This window comes from Photorhabdus machadonis (assembly GCF_052657765.1).
This window is the reverse complement of the sequence record NZ_CP199761.1, coordinates 4,229,949-4,245,062: the sequence shown is the minus strand read 5'-3', so window position 1 is coordinate 4,245,062 and position 15,114 is coordinate 4,229,949. Positions and strand designations below refer to the sequence as shown.

The window sequence follows — 15,114 nt, the reverse complement described above, 5'->3', positions numbered from 1 at the left end:
CACCCACTTGAATTGAGTCGGTGTCCATATAAGTTATTTAAACATAAAGCTCATCGATTTGGATGAGCTTGTAATAACAACTGGGTCGGAGTGGTAAAAATTTCTAGTATTTTGGTTCACAACCACACGTGTTCTGTTACTTGAATACGTGATATTGAGAAATCATTACCAAGAGAGTCTGGTGTGCTATTATATATTTTAAAATAATATGTAGGAGTTTGTGCTTTTATCAGACCAGATAAAATTGTTCCATTACCTTGTTCAGGTATAGTATCTCCATAAATGGTAATATCATTAGATGAGTCATTTTCAGATCCCCCTACACGAAGAGAAATTTTTGGCGCAGGGTTAACATTATTATAACGACGGACATAAACGGTGAAACTATACCAATGGCCAATAATCAAATTGGAATATTGCTTTGTCAAAACGCTACCACTATTATCAATGCCACCATTGGTATTGAATAATAATGCTTTTTTATTATTGATAGTAATAAATTGCCAGTTAGCATATCCTTGAGGTGTAAATTCAGGAAGTCTGGGTTTCCATAAATTTAAATTATTTTCCTCAAAGTTAGTTATATCATCAAGCTTAATTGTCATGTTATATCCTATTGGTTTTAATTTTAGCCAAAAAATCCTATTATAAACTATATGTGTAAAACAATAATATAGTTTATGGGGCTATCCTAAATAAGATCCTATCCCAATAGGGTTTTAGGGCGTTCCATTGGCAGCCCGTTCTGAGCACAAAGAAGATGGCATCCATAGTGGCGCGGTTATCAACACGTTTGTGATGTGTACCTGGCGGATGCTGAGTTTTATGTTTGGGGATAAGTGGCATCATTTTTTCCCAAAGTTCATCACTGAGCCGCCATTTGTTGTTTGTCATACTCTCTATACCTTTCGAAATTATTCATTATAGAATATGACAATTCCTTTTGGGATAGGTTCTTAGTTGAAGCTGGTTACAAGTTAACCTTGCAAGAACAACGTTTTTTGCTTACCTACATTAGCAAGCTAAAGGCTTTTAATATCCCAGCAGAAGCGCAAAAAACAATGACAGTTACAGCCTCTGAGTTTTTTTGTAACTTTCCTGAAATGGGTAGAGAAAATGCAGAAAGGGAATTAAACAAAGCCGTTGATCGACTTTGGGATAGAACAATTTTTGTTAAAGAAGAAAATGTCAAACGAGAGGTTAGATGGTTACAAGAAAGAGCAACATATATTTCAGGTGAAGGGAAAATTGAAATAACTTTCGCTGATACTGTTTTATCTTACTTAACAATGCTACAAGGCTCTTTCACAAATATTTTACTCCGAAATGTTTCATCTTTGACTAACTCATATAATATTAGATTGTATGAGTTATTTATACAGAGATTTGACTTTCAAACTAGATATATATCACTAAATAAGATTTCATAATTGTGCTACACCCATTTTTTGTCTTCCTGGCTTTTGCTGTGATGAAAACGATGCCAAAAAGGCATCAACATAATTCAGTAACTGCCACATAAATTGACAACAATGATTTCGCGTTATTGTCTCATGGAGCGATTGCCATAACCGTTCTATTTTATTTAGCCACGGTGAATAGACCGGTAAAAACAACAGGGTAAATTTTGGATGTCATGCCAGCCAGTCCTTTACCTTCTGACTTTTATGAATACAGTAGTTATCTAAGATTAATGTGAGGGTTTCCGCATGGGGATATTGATGATTCAGTTCATCTAACATTTTGATAAATAAATCAGAATTCTTTTTTACTCCTTTAACATAGGTGATTTGCTCTGTTTGGGCATTAAGGCAGCCCGCAAGGTAATGTTTTTCGTTTTTTCCCGGGGTGATAACCCGTTTTTGTTGTCCTTTGAAGCACCAGTCCGCGCCGATTTTCGGGTTTAAATCAATATCCACCTCATCTTCATAAAAAACGGGATGTTTTTCTGAAATGTTCGCTTTGGCTTCCGCGATCTTTGCCATTTTCTCATCGTATTCGGGATCAGGTTGTTTCACTGTGGGTGCCGCTCTACGCCAGACAATCCCCACCTGAGCAAAGTAACGATAAAGGACATTTTGCGTCAGAGAGAGGTTGAGTAATTCATTGAGGGTATGAGTCATGAGTTCAAGGCTCCAGCGAGAGCGGAGATAGCCTAACTTTTGGGGGGATTGCTGTAATAAGAAAAGTAAGAGGTTATAGAGCGGGGAGAGATCCCAGACAACAGGTCGGCCAACGGGTAAACTTTCGAGTCCTTCCAGCCCATATAATGTAAACCACTGAACCCAACGATTGACGGAAGAGCGTGCGGCATGAAGGGTCTTGGCGACATAAGTCACTGTCAATCCTTCATTGAGCATCAATAACGCCGTTAATCGACGGGAATAGTTCTTATCACGGGTTTTATGGATAAGTTTTCTCATTTTCTGGCATTCATCTTGAGGTATAGGTGCTATGATAGGCATCACTCAGTCCGTGTTGGGGTTTGGGATTTTTCGCAATTGATCAGATCGCAAAAATCGGACTGAGTTCCCTCCAAGTGATCTATTATTTTGAAAAGTTATTTACATTCACTAATGAACGGGCTCTTCAAAAAAAATAGGACATCAAAATGGCTATCTTAGTTAACGATAACAAGATTAATATTAATGGGCACTTAATTATACTTAATCAAAAGATTATTAAGGCGATAGAAATTGATAATGGTTCTGTTCTTGTCTTAACTGATATTCCTATAGGAGATGATGGGCTAAATAATCTATTTTCTTATACAAATAATGGAGAATTTCTTTGGCAAATAGAGCCGTCAGATTTACAAAAAGAAGGCCAAATAAGTTACCCATATGAAGGGTTGAACGTCGTTGAAGGGCAATATTTTGTTGTTGATTTTTATGGAAGAAGAATATTTTTCGATCCTTATACTGGTCTATTCTTATCACGAGATGTTGTAAAATAAGATGTAGACAACAACCACCTCAGTGTGGAGAAGAACCAATCGCGCAGTGAGGAACTGGTTAATTGTCAGGGTGATAGCAGTTGCCGTTCTGCCGTTAGGGATAAATATCGGCAGGAGTATGATAAGGTTCAGGAGCGGATAACAACGTGTTCCGGGGCTGACCAGTGCGTTGCTGTTGCCAAAGAGCTGCGGGCATTGCAAGGTGACTACAGTGCCCGGATGAGTGAAATTCAGGAAAAAGCCAGAATGCAGGGACTGGATTCCCTCACACCGGCAGAAGTACGGGAATGGGCAGATTTACGCGGTGCCATGTCGAATATTGACGCATCACGGAATTTAGTGCTCCATCGTGCCCAAGTCACCGGCGGCTCAGAAGAAACCACCCAGGAAATCGTGAAGATTATGGGGCAGACGGGAATTGCGGCGTCTGCGGGAGTGGCTGGAGGGATCAGTAAAGCTGGAGCAAAAGGCCGCGGGGATGACGGAAAAGGTAAACAACCATATCAACCGAATCAGGGGGCAGTTGGTAATATGGGTGAATTCTTCAGGCAATCGGGTTTTGGGAGCCAAACAAAATCGAATTCACAAAAAACAAGTAAAATGTATGATGGTCAGAGTATTTATCGAGCTTCAAGTGATATTGGGACTCATATCAAAAAAGGTGATCAATTTTATTTGGACGGCGATCATAAGAACCACTTGGAAGTCTTTGACAAAAGAGGAAACTTTAAGGTTGTTATCAACCTTGATGGGAGCATTAATCAAGCCAAAACAGACAAAGCTATGGGTAGGAAATTAAAATGAGTGGTTTGGATCAAATTAAACGTGCAATCTTAGAACTGTCAAAAATCAGTGCTGCTGATTTTAAGTTTGTTGATTCGGATTGGAGTATCGATTATCGATTAGATCTTGATAATAGACTGCAAGAAGACTTAGTTAAGTTAGAAATAGAACTGAATTTATTGACAGATGCAATCCAAAGGAAAGATATGATAACGGCTAAGTGTGCTTTAGTTATGGCTCGAGTTATTTCACTTGATTTATCAAATTTTTTCCTGAATATCTTTGAAGATATTGAAAAAGTTGGCTGGAGTGAACAATGTGAATTACCTTCTATTCCAGAAGATTACGTAATCCCAGATTATTACAGCTATCCACCTAATAAATGAACATTGATCCCGGCTATTGTAAACTGCCCCAAATGTTAGGCAATCATCCGACATTTAAAAGGGGTAGTTCATTACGTCTGGGAAAAGTGGCTTATCAGGCTGAAAAGTCGCGTCGGGGCGTTGTGAGCTGGACATCGAATCATACCGGGGAAAGTTGCTTTTAACTAACTGAATTCATTGAAAAAATTTAATGTCGGCGGTCAACTCCGCAATGGAGTGTGTTGTTGTAGACAACAACCACCTCAGTGTGGAGAAGAACCAATCGCGCAGTGAGGAACTGGTTAATTGTCAGGGTGATAGCAGTTGCCGTTCTGCCGTTAGGGATAAATATCGGCAGGAGTATGATAAGGTTCAGGAGCGGATAACAACGTGTTCCGGGGCTGACTAGTGCGTTGCTGTTGCCAAAGAGTTGCGGGCATTGCAAGGTGATTACAGCGCCCGGATGAGTGAAATTCAGGAAAAAGCCAGAATACAGGGGCTGGATTCCCTTACGCCGGCAGAAGTACGGCTATGGGCAGATTTACGCGGTGCCATGTCGAATATTGACGCATCACGGAATTTAGTGCTCCATCGTGCCCAAATCACCGGCGGCTCAGAAGAGACGACCCAGGAAATCGTGAAGATTATGGGGCAGACGGGGATTGCGGCGTCTGCGGCGGTTGCCGGTGGGATTAGTAAGGCAGGTAAGAGTGCCATCAATGCAGCCCAAGGTCAGCAGGTTAATACCGAAAAAGGGAAGGAAATCTCTACTGTCAATGGATATAAAATTTCAAACGGTGCTGATAATGTAATTGCTAAAACAAATTTAGATCACCCAATTGTTCAATCTCGTATCAATGTTCAAAATGGTGACTCTAAGGCTGGTTGGGAGCATGTTATTAAACGTCATTTTTCTGGTAAAGATAACGCGAGTCAATTTACTATCAGTCAGTCTGAAGTGAAAAATATCCTTAAGAGTTCAGAAGTTACAAAAATACCTATTAGTAATACTCGTATTTCAATTAATAAGACAACTGGTCAAAAAGAGATTCTTTATGAACGAGTAATTACTTTTGATAGAAATATAGGTGTCGATAAATTTAGTGATGGAAAACCAACAAATACTATGACAATTCTTACAGATAAACATGGTAATTTGATAACAGCAACTCCGGGAAAGATGTAATATGAATGTAGATGAATTAGCAAAAAAGATGTTGGTTGATTTTAAGTTATTAGAACAAAACAATATTATCCCTTTTTTTAAAAAAGAGTTTGGGGTTGTTAATTCAGCTTATTTCTTAGGTCAGGGTATAGATCAAGGTGTAGATATTTATACTTATCTTGTTAATGGTAAGTATGTTATTGAATTTGATGTATCTAGAATGGATAACACCATAACTAAAAATGAAATTATATCTGTAGAGGAGTATGCAAAAACAATACAAGGTAAAGGCAAAACAAAAAAAGATGCCCGTGATAACTTAAAAATTGTTATGGAAAAAGCTAATAAAATCAATTAATACATTTTATGTATCAAAAAGCCTTGTTCTGTTAGAGCAAGGTTCTCTTGATTTATGGATGCGTATTGACCTAGGTAGGAGTAAAAATCACAAATGTGGGGTTGGTTTCTGTCGAGGGTCATTTAACCTTTTACCTGAACTGATCTCTCTGTGAACCTCCGGAGAATATGTTAAAATGAGTATCGGGGTTACAGGGATATGATGAACAATGAAGAAGAACACTACGCCAACATTACATGATGCTATTTTTAAGCAGTTTCTGACGCATCCAGATACGGCCAGAGATTTTCTACAGTTCCATTTACCACTAACTCTGCTGAAGGTTTGTGATCTGAATACGCTGCAACTGGTATCGGGAAGCTTCATTGAAGACGATCTGCGGCCATACTACAGTGACGTTTTGTATTCACTGAAAACGGGTAAGGGTGACGGTTATGTATACTGTCTGATTGAACATCAAAGCTCGCCTGATAAACACATGGCTTTTCGTATGTTGCGTTATGCCATTGCTGCCATGCAACGTCATCTTGATGCTGGTCATAAAACATTACCGTTGGTGATACCCGTATTATTTTACCAGGGAAAGATCAGTCCGTATCCGATGAATTGGCTTTTGGAGTTCGATGATCCGGAACTTGCCGGCGAGCTGTACAATAAAGATTTTCCGCTGGTTGATATTACCGTTATTCCGGACGACGAAATAATGAAACATCGTCGTATGGCTGTGCTCGAAATGTTGCAGAAACACATTCGCCAGCGTGATCTGACCGAGCTGCTTGACCAGCTGGTAACATTGTTACTGGAAGGATATACCACACAGGAACAGCTGATATCTGTGATAAACTATATGCTGCAGGCGGGAGAATCTCACGATCCGGCTGCTTTGCTAAACACTCTGGCATCACGTGTGCCACAGCATGAGGAAGCTCTGATGACTATCGCTGAAAAACTCCGCCTCGAGGGCGAACAACGCGGGATTCGGAAAGGGATTCAGTTGGGTGAACAGAAAGGACGTGAAGAAGGCGTGCGGCTGGGTAAACTCGACGTTGCCCACAGCCTTCTGAAAATGGGGATGCCTCGCGAGGCTGTTCTCGAAGCGACTGGCTTATCTGAAGACGAGTTGGCGCAGATCCGTCATTGATTCTGACACCAGAAGGAATCCCATTAAGAGCGTCAGCCGCAGCAACTAACGTCCTTTTTATTAATGTGTTCATTGGTCGCGGTAGGAATAGCCGTTACTGGCTATTCCTACCGCGACCTTTAATCAAAACGGGTAACTCTCTTCTTTTCAAATCGAAGTGTCAGATCTAATCTGAACTAATACACCACTCACAAAATACACGGGCCCATACATCAAAAGAAACTTTTACCGAGCCTCGGGAAGGGGAAAAATCAGCTCTGATGAGTATCGAACACCCTGTCGGCGATAGTTTATGCCTTTAAACCGGAAAACCATCCAAAAATTTTCCGGTTTCATTTGACAAAGCTATTTTATCTCGTTTTTCGAAGTTCTACGACGATATTCACCACTCGCTTTTTCATGCATGGTAAACAGCATCGGTAATAGAGAACTCAGCGCTGATAGGCTATGCCCGAGCTGACACAAACTCTCTGGAGTAAATTCATGGATATTATTACTGGCAAACGACAACATTGAGTCACCAAGAAAAGTTACTCCATGACAAATGCCCATAGTATTTTCTTTGGATGATTCAATTAGCTGACACAGTACAGTATCACTAACACATGAGAGATCCAGTGATGTAATCGCATCCGACATGCCAGACCATAGGGTATTCACATCAGATATATCACCGTCGTCGGGAGTATCAGGGATGCTACTGTGCATAATATTGCTTCCCAATTGGTTTACAAAAAATTAAAACCAAAGAAAAGTCCGCAAGTAAGGTGTGTACTTTGATTTCTACATTAGATTGTGCGTTAAATGTATAATGCTTTGAGTATGAGGATATGTTACTATTCATATTAGCCATACATTAGTTCTTGTAATGTTGTGGTTAGACGCTCTGATTGTGTTGCCTCACTTTCAGAGCGTTGCTTTTATGGCTCCTATAGCAGCCACCATATTTTTTCTCTTCGAGATCAATATCCCTTCCTTCTTTTCTGATAACGGGAAGGCCAGATTTCATCAGGCTTCTGTCCCAATGCATTCGCAATGATTGTCTCACCTTTGTGCCAGGGACGCTGTAAAGCATTGGATAATGTTGACGATGCCAGTCCAGCTTCCCGAGAAATGGCAGCCAATGACGTTCCTTTCTTTTTTAACGCAGCGATAATATCTGCCGAATGCCAATCTTTTTTCTCCACAATAATTCTCCAATCGGGTATAACTATCTAATAATACTGTAAAACGACGAGTAACATTCTTTACTTTAAACTCTGTTAGTAGTACGTTTTACTTCAATCTATATTTCAATTACTCTAACCAATTGTCAGTGCAAATAATCTTTGGGAAATTATTCACTGGAACACAGGTATTGATCTAAATTTGAAAATTGTAAAGCAAATTAGAACCAAAAATCCCCTGATTTGAAAATATTATCTTTAGGGAATAATTTTTAATTAAAAATCAACCAATTGAATGAAAATTGAGAAAATGAAAAACAAAAAAGCATCAGGTGCTTATTTTAGTGATGAAGAAAAAGAAGGTTTTATCAGTAGGTTATTACAACTTGTAGGGCAAAGAAACATTAGGACTGCTGCAAAAGATTAGGGCTTGCCTTACTCAACTCTCAATAACTACATCAATAAAGGAACAAGCCCATCATTAAAATATATGCAAATTGTTGCTAATAAGGAAAATGTAAGCTTGGATTGGCTTGCAAATGGGGATAAAAATTTCAAATTTGAAACACCAGATGCACACTATGATGATATTGAGCTACGACATTCCTGGAACTTGGTTTTTAACTCCCTAAATCTATGCGAAGTAGATAAGCTTATAAAATTAATTCATCGTAAAGGTATTTAAGGGCTATTAACAATGGCTCATGAAAAACAAGATATCAAGGATACCATTGATAAGCTTCATATTAGATCAAGCTTGAAACAAGCAATCAAAATGGCTCTTGCTGGGGATGAATAAACAGATAAAGAAATCTTGCAATGTATTACTACCCTGATAAGTCAAGAAAAAAATTAAACACAACCGATTGATGCTCATAACAGCGTAGAGTTAAGCATAGGTATATACCCGTAATCATTGAAGATGCTTGATTTTATCCGAAATGGAGATCCTTATCCTCGCTATGAAAATATTTATTACATCAGAACAAAAAATCAAACTTGAACGTCTTCACGACACCACTCGTGATGGTCAGGTACGAGACAGAATAAAAGCTATCCTTCTGGCTTCTGAAGGGTGGCGTTCTGTGATGATCGCCCAGGCATTGCGACTCCATCAGACCACCGTTGACCGCCATATCAGTGATTACCTTAATCAAGGTAAACTTAAATCTGACAATGGAGGGTCTGATAGTTTGCTTTCCCGAGAACAAACTGATTTTTTAATCAATCACTTATCTCAACATCTTTTCCATCACACCCATGAAATCGTGGCCTATGTTGCTCAGCTCTGGAAGATTACCTTTAGCATTCCCGGCATGAATAAATGGCTACACCGTCAGGGTTTTTCTTATAAAAAACCGGGTGGCGTCCCTCATAAATTCGACGCAGAAAAACAGCGACAATTTATTGAATATTATGAGAATCTTAAAGTCACAGCGAAAGACGAACCCATCCTTTTTCTTGACGCTGTTCACCCGACTCAAGGCACCAAACTCAGTTATGGCTGGATGCGAAAAGGCGAGAAAAAAACCGTCAAGACAACAGGAAGCCGGACTCGCCTGAATATATTGGGCGCGCTCAACCTGAATGCCATTGGTCGTACGGTGTTCCAGGAATATCAAACCCTCAATGACTACAATATTTGCTGTTTTTTCAATGAAATAAGAAAGTCTTATCCTGACTATCATCAAAAAATTCATCTTATTGTGGATGGGGCGGGTGACAACAAAGCTCATCTTGTTAAGGAGTGGGCTTATGTTAGCAATATTGAATTACATTACCTTCCGCCATACAGCCCAAATTTAAACCCGATAGAGCGATTATGGAAGGTCATGAATGAACAGGTTCGAAATAACCGTTATTTCGCTGATAAACATGAATTTCGAGACAACGTCTTCAAATTTTTCACCACAACGCTACCGGATATAGCGGACTCGCTGATGTCTAGAATTAACGACCATTTTCAGGTGCTAAAAACTGCATCTTGAAGTTTCTTGGGTATAGAATGACGATACCTTTCAATTTTCACTTAGTCAGGCGAATAGCCAGATAAAAATGCATCACATTGAGAAACAGCACGGAGAACTGAGTGTGTGGGTCAATTGTGTAAAACACCCGAAGAATAATTACGAACTAGGTAAACCAACCTAAAAGCTCACCACCACTCAAAAGGAAGTCACAGACAAAGCTTTATCAAGCTAACGAAAAAAACAGCACTCAACGATAACAGGACGTTTTGTTAACGTACCTGTACGTTCAGCCAGATCAAAAGCAGCCCTAGCTCGACGCATGCCTTCAATTTTGCGTTCTTTTACGGACATTTTCTTAAGTTCAGAAATTCGGCGTTTTGATTGCATAACCTTCCCCTATCATCATTTAGTACTATAGTTATAAAAATCAAAAATCTGTGTTTTTCTGATGCTCACGATGCTGAGAAACCGCATGACTTAAAGCTTTCTTATGAATGTACCTTCTGTTGAGACAAATAAAGATGTGCAATTTATAGTACTAACAAATACCAGTAAATAGGATTTCCGTATATTAATTTTTGCCTTTCTAATTAAAAAAACGAGAAAACCCCTATTGATTTCTCAACAGGGGTTTATCCCGAATATCTTTCGGCATCAGCAGCATGATTTCCATCATCTGTGACCCTAGCACGTTGCTAGCGGCAATAGCCGCGATCAGCAGAGGGAATACTACAGCAACAAACAGATAGCGTCAAGCATCCTGCTGCTAAAACAACAGCCTGTAATGAATCACAAAGAATGGAAAAGAGGCAAGTGAAAAGTATAGATGAAATACCATAATCATTATTATATTATTTTAAATCATGTGAGAAAAGGATATGAATTACAATGACCGTCAAAAGTGTTCTAATGTCAATATCAGAAAGACGTATATCAACTTACAAAAGAGGTTTTAACACAGAAGATGAAGCTGAATGTTTAGGACTCTATATATGCTCTGCGCCACTTTTTTTCCTGTATTACAACTTTTAGAAGTTTCGCTAAGAAACAGTTTATACTATGGTCACTTAGCATATCAACGGCAAAAACTTATAGATAGTGGGCTTCCCCCTGCCGCTGCTGAAATGACAATAGACAGAAACTGGATTCAACATTTCTATTTAAATACAGAAGATAACAAATTTATAAAAAGCCGTGAGGCAGTGGAAAATGCCCTTTCTTCTATCCAAGAAGAAAAAAGAGAAGTAACTCCGGATGAATTGATTGCAAAGCTTACATTTGGTGTATGGAGTAACATTTGCTCCAATCATCATAAATCTGATAAACAGGGGTCCCTTAAAATATGGCCGGAAATGATAGATTTTTCATTCCCAGGTGAAAAAGTGACTTTCAAGCATATAACCAACGACATAAAAAAACTTAATTTTCTTCGAAATAGAATCGCTCATCATGAGCCTATATGGCATAATAAGAAAAGTTTTTCAGTTGAAGGTCACATTAATACAGTACTCAATAGTTTTAAGATGTGTTTGAACTTAATTAAGTATATTAACCCCTCTAATCTCAAAACAATTGTTATTATGGAAAGTATAGAGCAAATAACACAACTGTGTAAAAAGGAAACTATTGAGAGATTCAAACAGGCAGCCAAAGATTTTGATCAAGTACATCCAGTAGATATAGAGGCTTGGTATAATACAAACATTGCAGAAACAAGATTGGATGGTGTAATTGTAAAGGTTGAAGGTAAGGTGGTTTCAATAAAAGCATTTAAACATCCAAGTAATCTATTTGTTCTCGATGCCCATGGAAATCATGAAAAGAATTTACCTCACGAAATAGGTATCAACGTGAATTTCGAGCCAGACAATACAAATGGCACATGGGTTGCAAAAAATGTTAGAAGAAAGTAACAACGGCCTTTTAAAGCTAAGTAAAAAGGCAGAAATATACTAACAAATTTTATATTTTACATCTAACTGAAGTAGCTAGGCTGGCCATTTTTTTGCCACATACAGAAGAAACGCTTGCCGCCGCTTGGCTATATGTACAGTAGAGGACACAAGCATAGTATGTCAAAATCTCAAACGAGAATTCAGTGATATAGTAGCTACATATATAGAAATGCTGACGACTCTAGGCTGTGTCCCTTAATGTAAATTAATAGTACTATCATCTAAACTGTTTTCAATATGGGAAAAAGATGATGGCACGTTACGACATTCCTGATGACGCATGGGTAGTGATAGAACCTTGTTTTACCTCCGGTCCATTCAGAGCGGGCAGGACGTCCACATGTTGAACACCGCCGTGTGATGAATGGAATGTTCTGGGTCTTGTGCTCTGGGGCACCGTGGCGTGATTTACCTGAACGCTATGGTTCTTGGAAAACGGTCTATAACCGATTTAATCGGTTACTGTCCATTCTGGATGAAAAAGGCTCGATTGACTGGGCTGAAATTTGCCTGGATGGCAGCAATATTCGCGCGAGTAAAGATGCGGCAGGCGCGAAAAAAAACATCCCGATATCACTGACGATCATGCGCTGGGTCGCTCACGCGGTGGTTATGGCACCAAAATCCACCTGGCAACCGACGGAAAGGGTTTTCCCCTCAACCTGATGTTGACCGCTGGGCAAGCTCATGAAAGTCAATCCGCCATCCCTTTGCTCGACGGCATTGGTATACAACGCAAAAATGGTTTCCTGAAACGGCGCGGCAAAGCGGTGCTGGCAGACAAAGGGTACTCGAGTAGAAAGCTTCGCGGTTATCTGCGTAAATTGAAGATCAAGAGCGTAATTCCTTATAAAATCAATGAAAAAGGCTGTTCTGATGGTCGTACGCAATTTGATGAACCGGCTTATCGTAACCGCAATGTTGTCGAACGCTGTTTCGGTTTTCTGAAAGGAAATCGGCGTATTGCAACCCGTTACGAAAAAACCGCCCGACACTATTTGTCCATGGTGAAATTAGGCTGTATTCGACTCTTTTACAGGCGGTTAAATAATTAAGGGACGCAGCCTAGTATCAGATAGTAGTCTTTGTTTTATATAATCGAGCCTTGCACCGAGATAGTCTCTTTCAGGATGGGGAGTTTCGATGATAATAACTTCCACCCCATAGGCTTTCATTACTTTGATAGTATGAGGCAATGTATTTTTATCGGCAACGCAAGTGAACTTATATTTCCTTGCCGCGCAAATGATACTTAATGCTATCCCCAAATTACCCGAGCTGGATTCGATAACATGCTTTTTATTTTTTAAACATAGGTTTTTTTCTGCCGCATCAACTAATGCTATCGCAGTTTTTATTTTTATTGACCCTCCGGGATTCATGTTTTCTATTTTAACATAGATGCTATTATTTTTAATGAACTCATCAATTTTAAGAAAAACCCGTCCATCATTAATGCTCTCTGCCGCTTGATATATCATTTTACACTCCCTTTGGAGTTATCCTGTGAGTCATGTTTATCCCTGTAATATCAAACCCTGTTTTTTTATATAGTCCGATAGCTGCTTGATTATCAGGCTCAACGCGTAATTTCAGTGTAGCCATTTTCTTTTTTTCAAGCATCGCTATCACGTTATTCATCGCCTCATGGCCAATTTTTTTATTACGATATTCCGGAGATATGTAGAAATCCATTATAAATACCGATTGCTCTTCGGGATAATAAAGCAACCACATGTAACCGACATGACAAGGGACATCGCTGAGTATTTTGTTAATACGGAGCAGGGAATTATTTTTTGCTGGCTGGTTGTCAGGAAAAGAGGTGTTGAATGTAGCATTCGCTTTTTGGTGCGCTTCTAACTGGCTGAACTGATGGTTTCTAATAAGATCCATCTTATATTCATTAACAAAGATGGTGCAATATTCCCCAATTTCACTTCCAGTGCATTCTTTTAGAGATAACATTCCTATACCTCACCCCAAACTTTCACAATAGAGAATATGTATAAATATTTCAATTATTCAATGTTTGTAATAAGTTATCACTTTAGAATTTCTTATGCCAATCAAAATCTCACCAATAAAAACCAGGAAATCATATTGCTCCATAAAAAAACAAAAAACAGAATTAAAACCTACAAAAAAATAAACACGCAACATTGCAACGGAGAATTAAAGCACAAAGAGAATAAAAATAATATTTTATCTCTAATGAGATGATATCTTGAAATCGGTTTTTTTTGCATAAAAATGCGCAACCAATGCACAGCATTACATTGATTAATATAAGTAAATCAATTAACTCACTATACATTAGCCCGTGAAACAGGATGAACTACCGTACATTGCTATCCGTAATGAATACATTCACTTTGTCATAAAGTTTTGCCCTTAGATGGTTCTCCTTTTCGGGGAGGAATGAGTACGCCGATTTTCTTGCGGTGGGCACCCTACTTACGATCACCACCTTCCTTAAAGAACGCCAGCTAGTTTTATGCAACCCGTGTCTGATGGTGGTCATTCTGGGGGTCTTGACAGGCAGGGAATTCTTCTTTAGCTTATTTGTTAGCCAGTTACTGGCAAAGGCGATCCCAGTCAGAGGAACCATATTAGAGAAGCCCGCTCAGGGAAACCTGAGCGGGCTTTTTGCTTTTGGTAACTGAACGGCTGCTAAGAGCGGATGTTATGTCTGGAGCAGACATGACATGGCAGAGCTTGGATCACCAGTAGCAATTCACTGATTAAAGCTTGGCGGAATGGTAGTCAGGGTATGGATAATTTATCCACACCCTGAGTTACTTATTTTCCTGTGGATTTACTAGGTTTTAATGCCGGAGTATTACCAGGAGTATCTTTATTATCACGTCGACGTTTATCAGGCTCACCTGTCGATTTAGCAATTGGTTTAGGACCAGGTTTAAGACCCATAATAGTTATCCTTTAGATGTTTAAGAGGGAAGTCCTCTATATGGATACCGGGCTTGTGCCCCGACAATACAGCACAGGCGGAAAAACCACCCTGCTGGGTATCAGCAAGCGAGGCAACAAAAATCTGCGCAGGTTACTGGTTCAGTGCGCCCGCATATTCATGATGCGGCTGGAACATCAACGGGGCAGACTGGCTGAGTGGGTTCGGGAACAACTGAATAAGAAGCATTCGAATGTCGTTGCCTGTGCGCTGGCAAACAAGCTGGCACGGATCGCGTGGGCAATCACCACTCAGCAAAATGAATATCGGGTCTGATCTATGTC

The 15,114-nt window shown here is 39.4% G+C and carries 19 protein-coding genes and 4 pseudogenes; 14 read left to right on the top strand and 9 right to left on the bottom strand.

The window, feature by feature from the left end; all coding sequences use genetic code 11:
* Positions 1–116: 116 nt before the first annotated feature.
* Together ACUN2T_RS20435 and ACUN2T_RS20430 are read right to left on the bottom strand one after the other, a co-directional pair.
* Positions 117–605 (bottom strand): hypothetical protein, encoded by a 489-nt coding sequence (locus tag ACUN2T_RS20435; protein WP_445494763.1) that lies wholly within the window; start codon positions 603–605, stop codon positions 117–119.
* 115 nt (positions 606–720) lie between these two features.
* Positions 721–894, bottom strand: a pseudogene (locus ACUN2T_RS20430) (transposase); the annotation flags it as partial.
* An 89-nt stretch (positions 895–983) separates the two neighbouring features.
* On the opposite strand from ACUN2T_RS20430, the gene ACUN2T_RS20425 reads away from it, so the two are divergent.
* Positions 984–1,430, top strand: coding sequence for a RepB family plasmid replication initiator protein (locus tag ACUN2T_RS20425; protein ID WP_445494761.1), 447 nt, complete (start codon positions 984–986; stop codon positions 1,428–1,430).
* Here the strand turns inward: ACUN2T_RS20425 and ACUN2T_RS20420 are convergent.
* Positions 1,425–2,465 (bottom strand): annotated as a pseudogene (locus tag ACUN2T_RS20420) (IS630-like element ISPlu16 family transposase). The gene ACUN2T_RS20425 and the pseudogene ACUN2T_RS20420 sit on opposite strands and share 6 nt — an antisense overlap.
* Positions 2,466–2,611: 146 nt before the next feature.
* Between ACUN2T_RS20420 and ACUN2T_RS20415 the strand changes: the two are divergent.
* The 7 genes from ACUN2T_RS20415 to ACUN2T_RS20385 all read left to right on the top strand — a co-directional run bounded on the left by ACUN2T_RS20415 (position 2,612) and on the right by ACUN2T_RS20385 (position 6,768).
* Positions 2,612–2,956, top strand: coding sequence for a hypothetical protein (locus ACUN2T_RS20415; RefSeq protein ID WP_445494760.1), 345 nt, complete (start codon positions 2,612–2,614; stop codon positions 2,954–2,956).
* A 24-nt stretch (positions 2,957–2,980) separates the two neighbouring features.
* Complete coding sequence (locus ACUN2T_RS20410) at positions 2,981–3,760, top strand: hemolysin BL-binding protein (RefSeq protein ID WP_445494758.1); 780 nt, start codon at positions 2,981–2,983, stop codon at positions 3,758–3,760.
* Complete coding sequence (locus ACUN2T_RS20405; RefSeq protein ID WP_445494756.1) at positions 3,757–4,125, top strand: hypothetical protein; 369 nt, start codon at positions 3,757–3,759, stop codon at positions 4,123–4,125. Before ACUN2T_RS20410 ends, ACUN2T_RS20405 begins: the two co-directional genes overlap by 4 nt.
* Before the next feature lie 190 nt (positions 4,126–4,315).
* The gene (locus ACUN2T_RS20400) at positions 4,316–4,513 is read left to right on the top strand and encodes a hypothetical protein (RefSeq protein WP_445494754.1); all 198 of its coding nucleotides are present in this window, start codon (positions 4,316–4,318) and stop codon (positions 4,511–4,513) included.
* 54 nt (positions 4,514–4,567) lie between these two features.
* A complete protein-coding gene (locus tag ACUN2T_RS20395) occupies positions 4,568–5,290 on the top strand; it encodes a hypothetical protein (protein ID WP_445494753.1) in 723 nt (240 codons plus the stop codon).
* Between the two features lies 1 nt (position 5,291).
* A complete protein-coding gene (locus tag ACUN2T_RS20390) occupies positions 5,292–5,627 on the top strand; it encodes a hypothetical protein (protein ID WP_445494752.1) in 336 nt (111 codons plus the stop codon).
* Positions 5,628–5,835: 208 nt separating this feature from the next.
* Entirely contained in the window at positions 5,836–6,768 is a 933-nt protein-coding gene (locus tag ACUN2T_RS20385; RefSeq protein ID WP_445494750.1) for an Rpn family recombination-promoting nuclease/putative transposase, read from the top strand.
* Between the two features lie 345 nt (positions 6,769–7,113).
* Here ACUN2T_RS20385 and ACUN2T_RS20380 read toward each other — a convergent pair whose 3' ends face one another.
* Positions 7,114–7,476 (bottom strand): hypothetical protein, encoded by a 363-nt coding sequence (locus ACUN2T_RS20380; protein WP_445494748.1) that lies wholly within the window; start codon positions 7,474–7,476, stop codon positions 7,114–7,116.
* Positions 7,477–7,730: 254 nt separating this feature from the next.
* Positions 7,731–7,961: a helix-turn-helix domain-containing protein gene (locus tag ACUN2T_RS20375; protein ID WP_445497941.1), complete on the bottom strand. Its 231-nt coding sequence runs from the start codon at positions 7,959–7,961 to the stop codon at positions 7,731–7,733.
* Positions 7,962–8,364: 403 nt separating this feature from the next.
* Here ACUN2T_RS20375 and ACUN2T_RS20370 point away from each other — a divergent pair, with 403 nt between their 5' ends.
* Together ACUN2T_RS20370 and ACUN2T_RS20365 are read left to right on the top strand one after the other, a co-directional pair.
* A complete protein-coding gene (locus ACUN2T_RS20370) occupies positions 8,365–8,619 on the top strand; it encodes a helix-turn-helix domain-containing protein (protein WP_445494746.1) in 255 nt (84 codons plus the stop codon).
* A 277-nt stretch (positions 8,620–8,896) separates the two neighbouring features.
* Entirely contained in the window at positions 8,897–9,922 is a 1,026-nt protein-coding gene (locus ACUN2T_RS20365; protein ID WP_445494745.1) for an IS630-like element ISPlu3 family transposase, read from the top strand.
* Between the two features lie 210 nt (positions 9,923–10,132).
* Here the strand turns inward: ACUN2T_RS20365 and ACUN2T_RS20360 are convergent, their stop codons facing one another.
* Positions 10,133–10,291, bottom strand: coding sequence for a hypothetical protein (locus ACUN2T_RS20360; RefSeq protein WP_214085543.1), 159 nt, complete (start codon positions 10,289–10,291; stop codon positions 10,133–10,135).
* A gap of 605 nt (positions 10,292–10,896) precedes the next feature.
* On the opposite strand from ACUN2T_RS20360, the gene ACUN2T_RS20355 reads away from it, so the two are divergent.
* On the top strand, positions 10,897–11,817 hold the full coding sequence (locus ACUN2T_RS20355; RefSeq protein ID WP_445494743.1) for an Abi family protein: 921 nt from the start codon (positions 10,897–10,899) through the stop codon (positions 11,815–11,817).
* Between the two features lie 293 nt (positions 11,818–12,110).
* Positions 12,111–12,914 (top strand): annotated as a pseudogene (locus tag ACUN2T_RS20350) (IS5 family transposase).
* Here the strand turns inward: ACUN2T_RS20350 and ACUN2T_RS20345 are convergent.
* On the bottom strand, positions 12,903–13,340 hold the full coding sequence (locus tag ACUN2T_RS20345) for a pyridoxal-phosphate dependent enzyme (protein ID WP_445494742.1): 438 nt from the start codon (positions 13,338–13,340) through the stop codon (positions 12,903–12,905). The pseudogene ACUN2T_RS20350 and the gene ACUN2T_RS20345 sit on opposite strands and share 12 nt — an antisense overlap.
* Before the next feature lies 1 nt (position 13,341).
* On the bottom strand, positions 13,342–13,827 hold the full coding sequence (locus tag ACUN2T_RS20340; RefSeq protein ID WP_445494740.1) for a GNAT family N-acetyltransferase: 486 nt from the start codon (positions 13,825–13,827) through the stop codon (positions 13,342–13,344).
* Between the two features lie 476 nt (positions 13,828–14,303).
* Here ACUN2T_RS20340 and ACUN2T_RS20335 point away from each other — a divergent pair, with 476 nt between their 5' ends.
* Positions 14,304–14,525, top strand: a complete 222-nt coding sequence (locus ACUN2T_RS20335) for a hypothetical protein (protein WP_445497994.1) — start codon at positions 14,304–14,306, stop codon at positions 14,523–14,525.
* Positions 14,526–14,661: 136 nt separating this feature from the next.
* Here ACUN2T_RS20335 and ACUN2T_RS20330 read toward each other — a convergent pair whose 3' ends face one another.
* Positions 14,662–14,790: a hypothetical protein gene (locus tag ACUN2T_RS20330; protein ID WP_262209412.1), complete on the bottom strand. Its 129-nt coding sequence runs from the start codon at positions 14,788–14,790 to the stop codon at positions 14,662–14,664.
* A gap of 46 nt (positions 14,791–14,836) precedes the next feature.
* On the opposite strand from ACUN2T_RS20330, the pseudogene ACUN2T_RS20325 reads away from it, so the two are divergent.
* Positions 14,837–15,106: pseudogene (locus ACUN2T_RS20325) on the top strand (transposase); the annotation flags it as partial.
* Between the last annotated feature and the right edge of the window lie 8 nt (positions 15,107–15,114).